7 protein-coding genes are annotated in these 9,339 nt (G+C 59.7%); all 7 read left to right on the forward strand.

Annotated elements, in window-relative coordinates; all coding sequences use genetic code 11:
- Nucleotides 1-240 precede the first annotated feature (240 nt).
- The 7 genes from ACR0D9_RS19555 (at nucleotide 241) to rfbA (ending at nucleotide 9,211) form a co-directional block, all read left to right on the forward strand.
- Nucleotides 241-1,137 (forward strand): cyanophycinase, encoded by an 897-nt coding sequence (locus tag ACR0D9_RS19555; RefSeq protein WP_480539949.1) that lies wholly within the window; start codon nucleotides 241-243, stop codon nucleotides 1,135-1,137.
- 15 nt (nucleotides 1,138-1,152) lie between these two features.
- Complete coding sequence (gene cphA, locus ACR0D9_RS19560; protein WP_480539950.1) at nucleotides 1,153-3,954, forward strand: cyanophycin synthetase; 2,802 nt, start codon at nucleotides 1,153-1,155, stop codon at nucleotides 3,952-3,954.
- Between the two features lie 14 nt (nucleotides 3,955-3,968).
- On the forward strand, nucleotides 3,969-5,714 hold the full coding sequence (locus tag ACR0D9_RS19565) for a Mur ligase family protein (RefSeq protein ID WP_480539952.1): 1,746 nt from the start codon (nucleotides 3,969-3,971) through the stop codon (nucleotides 5,712-5,714).
- 142 nt (nucleotides 5,715-5,856) lie between these two features.
- Complete coding sequence (rfbC, locus tag ACR0D9_RS19570) at nucleotides 5,857-6,414, forward strand: dTDP-4-dehydrorhamnose 3,5-epimerase (RefSeq protein ID WP_480488984.1); 558 nt, start codon at nucleotides 5,857-5,859, stop codon at nucleotides 6,412-6,414.
- Between the two features lie 3 nt (nucleotides 6,415-6,417).
- Entirely contained in the window at nucleotides 6,418-7,461 is a 1,044-nt protein-coding gene (rfbB, locus tag ACR0D9_RS19575; protein WP_480539954.1) for a dTDP-glucose 4,6-dehydratase, read from the forward strand.
- Nucleotides 7,458-8,324 carry a dTDP-4-dehydrorhamnose reductase gene (gene rfbD / locus ACR0D9_RS19580; protein WP_480539956.1) on the forward strand — a complete coding sequence of 289 codons (867 nt, stop codon included), beginning with the start codon at nucleotides 7,458-7,460 and terminating at the stop codon, nucleotides 8,322-8,324. The genes rfbB and rfbD overlap by 4 nt, the downstream gene beginning before the upstream one ends.
- A complete protein-coding gene (gene rfbA / locus ACR0D9_RS19585) occupies nucleotides 8,321-9,211 on the forward strand; it encodes a glucose-1-phosphate thymidylyltransferase RfbA (protein ID WP_480484785.1) in 891 nt (296 codons plus the stop codon). The genes rfbD and rfbA overlap by 4 nt, the downstream gene beginning before the upstream one ends.
- Nucleotides 9,212-9,339: the final 128 nt, after the last annotated feature.

Below are 9,339 nucleotides of genomic sequence, written 5' to 3' on the forward strand. Positions count from 1 at the left end.
CGGAGCTTTGATGTTTCGGGGGGATCGCTTTTGTCGTGCAGGGTTTGGCACTGGCAGGCTGAAGCAGGCACAAAACCGGTGGTTCTTGACGAAATCCCTGCCGTGCGGCATGTGATGTCGCTGGGGGGGGGAACGGCATGTCCGATAGGGTCAGATGGCCCGACACGGCATGTATGAACAGGTTAAGCGTCCGAGTGGCCCCGATGGCTGGCTGCTTTTATACCGGAAGGTAAGTAAGATATGTGCCCTGCACCCGTTGATGCAGAGACCCCGCGCGGGTTCATCATCCCGATCGGCGGCGGCGAAGACCGCGTTAAGGAAATGCAGATTCACCGCAAGTTCGTAGAGCTTTCAGGGGGTGAGAACGCCGATATTGTCGTGATCCCGACAGCCTCGATGCTGGAAGAAACCGGACCGGACTACAATCGCATCTTTTCCGAACTGGGTGCAGGCAAAGTCGAATTTCTGCCCATCTCGCGGCGTGCCGATTGCGACAATCCCGATTATGCCGAGATGCTGGACCGCGCCACAGGGATATTCATGACCGGTGGCAACCAGCTGCGGCTGTCGGCGATTCTGGGTGGCACGCTTGTGGCGCAGAAAACACGCCGCCGGAATGCGGCCGGTGTGCCGGTTGCCGGCACTTCAGCCGGGGCGTCGATCATGTCCGAACATATGGTGGCCGGGGGCAGCAGCAACTCGGCCCCGGCTGAGGGCAATATCACGCTGGCTCCGGGCATGGGTTTGACCAACGCCGTCATCATCGACCAGCACTTCACACAACGCAATCGGCTGGGACGTTTGCTAACCGCTTCATCTTTCAACCCTTTTTTGATCGGACTGGGTATCGACGAAGACACGGCAGCCTTCATCGGACCCGATAATGTCCTTGAAGTCGTGGGCAGCGGATCGGTTACCGTCGTGGACGCCAGTCATCTGACCCATTCATCGATGTGGGACGCGCGCCGCGGCGAAGCGCTGAGCCTGCTTGGACTTCGGCTTGACGTTCTGGGCGAAGGGTGCCGTTATGATCTGACGGCTCGCCAGGCTTTTCCGCCGGATGAGCATTTGGCGTTCTGCACATTGCCGGACATGTCCGGTCAAGAGGCCGCCAGCGGGGGGAAAACAAAAAGCTAACCAACGGGGAGCCTCATGAAAATAATCTCGACCAATGTCTTTGTCGGCCCGAATGTCTGGGCAAGTTTTCCGGTCATTCGCCACGTCATCGATCTGGGTGTTCTGGAAGAGTGGCCCTCGGCAAAAATTGGTTCCGAGTTTATTGACGCCTTGATCAAGGCGCTTCCCGGTCTGGCGGAACATGGCTGCTCCTATCGCGAACCCGGCGGCTTTATCCGCCGCCTGCGCGAGGATGAAGGCACCTGGCTGGGACATGTGCTGGAACATTGCGCCATCGAAGTTCAGAACGTGGCCGGGTCCGACGTGACCTTTGGACGTACGCGCGGCACAGGTGAGCCGGGCCAGTACAATATGGTCTATGAATACCGCCAGCGCGACGTCGGTCTGGATGCGGGCAATCTGGCGATGCGGTTACTGATGCACCTGCTGCCGCAATCCCTGAAAGATCAGGTGGATTACGAATTCGACCCGGACTTCAACTGGGATGAAGAACTGCGCAGCTTTGTGCTGCGGGCGCAACGCAAGGAATTTGGCCCATCGACCGGATCGCTGGTCAAGGCGGCGCAGGAACGCGACATTCCGTGGATCAGGCTGAATTCCGGCTCGCTTGTGCAATTTGGACACGGCAAGTTTCAGAAACGCATTCAGGCGACAATTACGTCCGAGACCAAGCATATCTCGGTCGAGATTTCCTGTGACAAGGAAGACACCCATAATCTGCTGAACGATCTTGGCCTGCCGGTACCGCAGCAACGCATGGTCTATTCAGCCCGCGAGGCCGTGCGTGCGGCAGCGCGGATCGGGTTTCCGGTGGTGGTCAAACCGTTGGACGCCAACCATGGGCGCGGCGTGTCGATCAATCTGAATTCCGATGCCGAGGTCGAGGCGGGCTTTGCCGAGGCCAAGGAGCATTCACGCAGCCGCGCCATTCTGGTTGAAAGCTTCATCACCGGCTTTGATCACCGGATGCTGGTCGTGAACGACAAACTGGTTGCGGTGGCCAAACGCGTCCCCGGCCATGTAATAGGCGACGGCACCCATACGATTGCCGAATTGGTCGACATCGTGAACCAAGACCCGCGTCGGGGCATCGGGCACGAAAAAGTACTGACCAGGCTCGAGCTGGACAATCAGGCTAATCGCTTGATGGAGAATGCAGGCGTGACGGAAGACACTGTCTTGCCCGAGGGCGAGGTTTTCTATCTGCGCTCGACCGCGAACCTGTCAACGGGTGGCACCGCCATCGACCTGACCGACGTGGTGCATCCCGACAACCGAGACATGGCCGAACGCGCCATCATGGCCGTCGGGCTGGATGTGGGCGGTGTCGATTTCCTGATCGACGATATTACCAAATCCTACAAGGATATCGGTGGCGCGATTGTCGAAGTAAACGCCGCCCCCGGTTTCCGGATGCATGTGGCCCCGTCCGAAGGTCAGCCGCGCGATGTGGCGGGCAAGGTCATCGACATGCTGTTCCCCCCCAATGAACAGACCCGCATCCCGATTGCGGCCATAACCGGCACCAACGGCAAGACGACCACGTCGCGGATGCTGGGTCATATCATGAAAACCAGCGGCAAAATCGTTGGCATGACCTCGACCGACGGCGTCTATGTGGATGGCAAGCTGAGCGTCAAGGGGGACATGACCGGCCCGAAATCGGCACAGATCGTCCTGCGTGATCCGATGGTCGATTTTGCGGTGATGGAAACCGCACGGGGCGGGCTGGTGCGCTCGGGTCTGGGCTATCAACGCTCGAACGTGGCGGCCTGTCTGAACGTCTCGGCAGATCATCTGGGTCTGGGCGGGATCAACACGGTAGAGGAGCTGGCCGTCGTCAAACGGGTGGTGGTGGAAAGCGCGACCGATACGGCCGTGCTGAACGCCGACGACATCAATTGTCTGAAAATGGCCGATTATGCCGGGGCGGATCAGATCTTCTATGTCACGACCAACCCCGGTCACAGTCTGGTCAAGGAACATATCAAGACAGGGGGCAAAGCCATCGTGCTGGAAAAAGGCATGAATGGCGACATGCTGACCATCTATGACAAAGGGCTTCACATCCCGGTTCTGTGGTCGCATCTGATCCCCGCCACCCTTGAGGGCAAGGCGATCTTCAACGTGCAAAACGCCATGGTCGCAGCGGCGATGGCCTATAGCTTTGGGGTCGATCTGGACAATATCCGGCATGGACTGCGCACTTTCGACACCAGTTATTTCCAGGCACCTGGGCGGATGAATGTCTATGATGAACATCCCTTCAAGGTGATCCTTGATTACGGCCACAACCCGGCCGCGCTGAAGGCGATGGCCGCTTTGGCCGATCAGTTGGAGGTCAAGGGCCGCAGGCTGTGCGTTGTTGCGATGCCCGGTGATCGGCGCGATGAAGACATTGTTGATGGGGCCGCAGCGCTGGCCGGGCATTTTGACCACTTCATCTGCAAGGCCGATGACCGCCGCCGGGGTCGCGGGCATGACGAGGTGCCGCAAATGATGCGGCAGGCCCTGATCGATTGCGGGACGCCGGATGAGGCAATCTCGATCATCCCGGATGAGGTTGAGGCCGTGACCACAGCGCTGGAGATGGCGGCACCGGGCGATCTGCTGGTGATCTTCGGAGATGACACCACACGCTGCTGGAAACAGATCATCTACTTCAACTCCGATGGAGAAACCTCTGAAACCGAGGCAGCACCCAGGACCAGCCCTGCCGACACCACGTTCGAGGACATGTTCGACAGCGATCAGAACCTGATCCGGGACGAACGCGGTGTAAGACTGGCGCGTGAAATCAGCGAAGACGCGGATTGAGCGGAGGTACCGGAATGGACCGGATCGAAGAGCTTGAAACCGCGCTGACCATCGAAAGCGCGACCGCTGATCATATTCAGGTGGATGACGCGCGGCGACTGACCGGCCCCGGCCTGTTATGGGATCACCCCGGCGCGGTGATGGATGTGTTTTTCACTGTTATCGACCCCGCGCAGGTCATTGAACTTTGGGAAAAACATGCCCGGCGCGTTCTGGATGCGCTTGGCTGGCAGGATCAGGCGCTGACCCACCGTACCTTTACCGGAGGCGTCAATCTGGCAATCTCGGCACCGATGGATCAGCTTTATTCCGCGATCTTTGCGGCTCAGACCGCCTGGCATTTCTGTGCGGCAGAGTTGCTGGAGGCCACACCGGGCGATTTTGATCAGATGATCCGGGATGTCAAAGGCGTCATGGCGAAGGAGGCCAATCCTGCGCTGATCGCCCTGATCGCGGCAGCCAACGCGCATGGTGTGGATATCCTGTGCGACGATGATGAGATTTCCATCGGGCATGGAACCGGCAGCCAAACCTGGCCTGTCGACGCGTTGCCCGCCCCGGATGACGTGGACTGGCCCGCCTTTCACAACATCCCCGTCGCCTTCATCACCGGAACCAATGGCAAGACCACCACGACCCGGTTGCTGGAGGCGATCGCCCGCGCCTCGGGCAAGGTCGCAGGGCTGACCTCGACCGAGTTTGTGCGGGTGGGCGACGATATTCTGGATCGCGGCGACTATTCCGGCCCCGGCGGAGGGCGGATGTTGCTGCGCGACAAGCGGCTTGAAATCGGATGCCTTGAAGTGGCCCGTGGGGGTATCCTGCGCCGCGGCCTGCCGACGCGTGCCGCCATGGCCGCCACTGTCACTAACGTGGCGAACGATCATCTGGGGCAATACGGCGTCAACACGGTGCCCGAGCTGGCTCAGGCGAAATTCGCCGTGCACCGGACACTGACCAAGGGCGGCGTTCTGGCCCTGAATGCCGATGATCCTTTTGTCCGTGCCGAAGCCGAAAACACGGCGGCGAATATCTGGTGGTTTTCACTGGATGCCGGGAATGATCTGATCCGTCGGGCGCGCGACGCGGGAACATGCTGCGCTTATGTCTCGCAGGGCAACATCGTCTTCTTTGACGGCCGGTCCGAGCATACGGTCATTGCCGTGTCCGACGTGCCCCTGACCATGGGCGGGGTCGCGAAATACAACATCCTGAACGCTCTGGCGGCTATGTGCCTTGCGCTGGCTTTGAAACTGCCGCTTGAAGCGGTGCGGCATGGGTTGGCCGGGTTCAAACCGGATGCCAAGGACAATCCGGGTCGCTGCAACGAATTCCAGCACAACGGCGCTCAGGTTTTCGTGGATTTCGCGCATAATCCGCATTCGATTTCTGCCGTGTGCGATGCGCTGTCGGCCTTGCCGGCAAAACGGCGGTTCATCATGCTCAGCCATGCCGGAGACCGCTCGGACCAGGACATTCGCGACGTCACCGCAACCGCCTTGAATTTCCAACCCGACGTGGTCGTTGCTGCTGAACTGGAAGGGTACCTACGGGGTCGCGCTTTGGGAGAGATACCGGACCTGATTGAAAAGTCGGCCCTGAAACAAGGGTATGACAAGACCCAGATCCAAAGGGCCGCATCCCCGTCCGAGGCTGCCGCGATGATCCTGAAACAGGTGGAACCGGGCGATCTAGCACTGCTGCTGGTTCTGTCGGAACGCGACGCCGTGCTTGAGATGCTGGACCAGCAGGTGACGTAGTGGGGTGAGGGAGCAGGAAGGCAGCGAGCCGCCATCTCCGGCTGCGGTCATCTAAGCAGCAAATTGCGCAACACCCTTGCATTGAAACCCAGCCTGACAATACTCGCCCAACACAGGCAACAGGTTGTTGAGGTTAGGTGTTATGGAGATTGAGCAGACGGGGTTGTCGGGTGTGTTGGTTATTCGCCCGCAGCGGCATGGGGATTTGCGCGGGTTTTTTTCCGAAAGCTGGAACAAGGCGCGGCTGGAGGAGGCTGGGGTTGTGTTGCCGGAATTTGTGCAGGACAACCATTCGCTGTCGTCCGCGGTGGGGACATTGCGCGGCCTGCATTTTCAGGCGCCTCCGCATGCGCAGGGCAAATTGGTGCGCGCGGGCCGGGGCGCGCTTTATGATGTCGCCGTCGATATCCGCAAGGGATCGCCAACTTATGGGCAATCTTTCGGCATCGAGCTCAGCTTTGAGAACGGGCGGCAGCTTTGGGTGCCGGCGGGATTTGCCCATGGTTTTGTGACGTTAGAGCCCGACACCGAAATCTGCTACAAATGCACCAGCTCTTACAATGCGGATGCCGATGGGGGTGTGCGCTGGGACAGCTGTGGTATTGATTGGCCCTTGCAGGGGAACCCGGTGCTGAGCGACAAGGACAGGATTGCGCCTGCGCTGGCCGATTTTGACAGCCCGTTTGTTTACGAAGGATAGAATATGAAATTGTTGGTGACAGGTGGTGCGGGTTTCATCGGGTCCGCGGTCGTGCGGCGTGCCATTGCGGACGGACATCAGGTCGTGAACCTTGATGCGCTGACCTATGCGGCCTGCCTCGACAATGTTGCCGAGGTTGCAGAGAACCCGAACTATGCCTTTGTTCACGCAGATATCCGCGACCCTGCAGCCCTGAAGGCGGTGTTTGCCGAGCATGCGCCTGATGCGGTGATGCACCTGGCGGCGGAATCCCATGTTGACCGGTCCATCGACGGGCCGGGGGCTTTCATCGAAACCAATGTCCTGGGCACATACAACATGCTGGAGGCGGCGCGCAGCTATTGGGCCGGACAAGGAAAACCGGACACTTTCAGGTTCCACCATATCTCGACCGATGAAGTCTTTGGCAGCCTGGGACCCACCGGACAGTTCACCGAGGATACCCCCTATGATCCGCGGTCACCCTATTCCGCGTCGAAAGCCTCCAGCGATCATCTGGTCCGGGCCTGGCACGAGACCTATGGCCTGCCGGTGGTGCTGACCAACTGTTCGAACAATTACGGGCCCTATCATTTCCCTGAAAAGCTGATCCCTGTTGTGATCCTGAACGCAATCGCGGGCAAGGCGCTGCCGATCTATGGCGACGGCTCGAATGTCCGCGACTGGCTGTATGTCGAGGATCACGCCGACGCACTTTTGCTGGTGGTGCAAAAGGGGACTGTCGGCCGGTCCTATAACATCGGTGGCGAGAACGAGCGCAGCAACCTGGAACTGGTGCAGACGCTGTGCGCGATCCTGGACGACCTGCGCCCGAAACCGCAGGGGGTCTATGCGGACCAGATCACCTTTGTCACAGACCGCCCCGGGCATGATGCGCGTTACGCCATCGATCCCTCGCGGATGCGCAGCGAAATGAACTGGCGCCCGTCCGTGACGGTAGAGGAAGGTCTGCGCAGAACGGTTGAATGGTACCTGAACAATGAAGACTGGTGGCGGTCTTTACAGAACCGGTCCGGTGTTGGCGAACGGCTGGGGGTCAGCGCGTGAAACTTCTGGTCTTCGGGGCGACCGGTCAGCTGGGCCGGGAACTGACCCGGTGTGGCGGGGATATCTCGGTTGAAGCGCTTGGGCGCGACAAGGCGGATTTTGCCGATCCTGAAGGGTGCGCGGCCCTGGTTCGCAACACCGACGCGGATGCGGTGATCAACGCCGCCGCATATACCGCCGTCGACAAGGCCGAAGCGGAGGAAGACCTTGCCCTGCTGATCAACGGAACCACGCCCACGGCGCTGGCCAAAGCTGCGGCCGGGCGCGGATTGCCGTTTGTTCAGGTCTCGACAGATTATGTGTTTGACGGGGCGGGCACGGCCCCGTTCTTACCCAACCACGCGACCGGCCCGCTGGGCGCCTATGGACGCACCAAGCTGGCGGGTGAGGCCGGTGTGATTGCGGCGGGCGGACCCCATGCCATCATACGAACCTCTTGGGTGGTGTCGTCACATGGACATAACTTCGTCAAAACCATGCTGCGCCTCGGCAAAGAGCGTGACCACCTGACGATCGTCGCAGACCAGATTGGCGGTCCAACCCCGGCATCGGCACTGGCCGGGGCCTGTATCGGCGCGGCCCGTGCCCTTTTGACAAACCCGGATGAAAAGACCGGAATTTACCATTGCAGCGGTGGCCCTGATGTCAGCTGGGCCGATTTTGCGCGCGAGATCTTCGATCAGGCCGGTATTGACTGCAATGTCGAAGACATCCCGTCCAGCGCATACCCGACCCCCGCGAAACGCCCCCTGAACAGCCGCCTGGACTGCACGACACTGACAACGGAACTGGGCGTGCCCCGTCCGGATTGGAAGGCGGGCCTGCACAGCATACTTGAAGACCTTGGAGAACTCGGCACATGACGACCCGGAACGGCAAGAAACGCAAAGGTATCATTCTGGCAGGCGGGTCAGGCACCCGACTTTATCCGATCACGATGGGCGTCTCGAAACAGCTTTTGCCCATCTATGACAAGCCGATGATCTATTACCCCCTTTCGGTGCTGATGCTGGCCGGGATCCGCGACATCGCGATGATCACGACGCCGCAGGACCAGGAGCAGTTTCAGCGCCTGTTGGGTGACGGAAGCCAATGGGGCCTGTCCCTGACCTGGATTGTTCAACCTTCTCCTGACGGGTTAGCGCAAGCCTATATTCTGGCAGAAGACTTTCTGGATGGTGCCCCCTCGGCCATGGTGCTGGGCGACAACATCTTCTTTGGGCACGGCCTGCCCGAGATCCTGCAATCGGCAGACGCCAAAGAGACGGGTGGCACTGTCTTCGGCTATCGGGTCGCTGATCCCGAACGCTATGGGGTCGTGGCCTATGACGAGGCTGGCGCCGTCACCCAGATTGTCGAGAAACCCCAAGTGCCGCCATCGAACTACGCCGTGACCGGGCTGTATTTTCTGGACGGCTCTGCCCCTGAACGGGCCCGCGCCGTAAAACCGTCTGCACGCGGCGAGCTTGAGATTGTCACCTTGCTTGAAATGTACCTTGAGGCCGGGTTGCTCAGCGTCAACCGCATGGGGCGCGGTTATGCCTGGCTGGATACCGGAACCCACGCAAGCCTGCTGGACGCCGGAAACTTTGTGCGTACGCTTCAGGACAGGCAAGGCCTGCAAACCGGATCACCTGACGAAATCGCCCATACGCTGGGCTGGATCAGCGACCAGGACCTCGAAGCCCGCGCCCAAAGATTCGGCAAAAACGACTACGGCGAATACCTCAAGAACCTGCTGAACCATTAGCCGTTCAATAGCGGTATTGGCTTGGTTGAGTTTTTTGGTTTTGGTTGTGGGTTTGGTGGTGAGGTCTTATTTAGCGTGTTTGGATGTTGGGATGGGTTGGTCTGCCGCAGGGTAGCATCAGCCCTTTA

The organism is Ruegeria sp. AK11 (assembly GCF_056541095.1).

Excerpts from the sequence above, each read along its gene's own strand:
- cphA (WP_480539950.1), top strand. The coding sequence starts at position 1,153 with ATGAAAATAATCTCGACCAATGTCTTTGTCGGCCCGAATGTCTGGGCA.
- rfbB (WP_480539954.1), top strand. The coding sequence starts at position 6,418 with ATGAAATTGTTGGTGACAGGTGGTGCGGGTTTCATCGGGTCCGCGGTC.
- ACR0D9_RS19555 (WP_480539949.1), top strand. The coding sequence starts at position 241 with ATGTGCCCTGCACCCGTTGATGCAGAGACCCCGCGCGGGTTCATCATC.
- rfbC (WP_480488984.1), top strand. The coding sequence starts at position 5,857 with ATGGAGATTGAGCAGACGGGGTTGTCGGGTGTGTTGGTTATTCGCCCG.
- rfbA (WP_480484785.1), top strand. The coding sequence starts at position 8,321 with ATGACGACCCGGAACGGCAAGAAACGCAAAGGTATCATTCTGGCAGGC.
- ACR0D9_RS19565 (WP_480539952.1), top strand. The coding sequence starts at position 3,969 with ATGGACCGGATCGAAGAGCTTGAAACCGCGCTGACCATCGAAAGCGCG.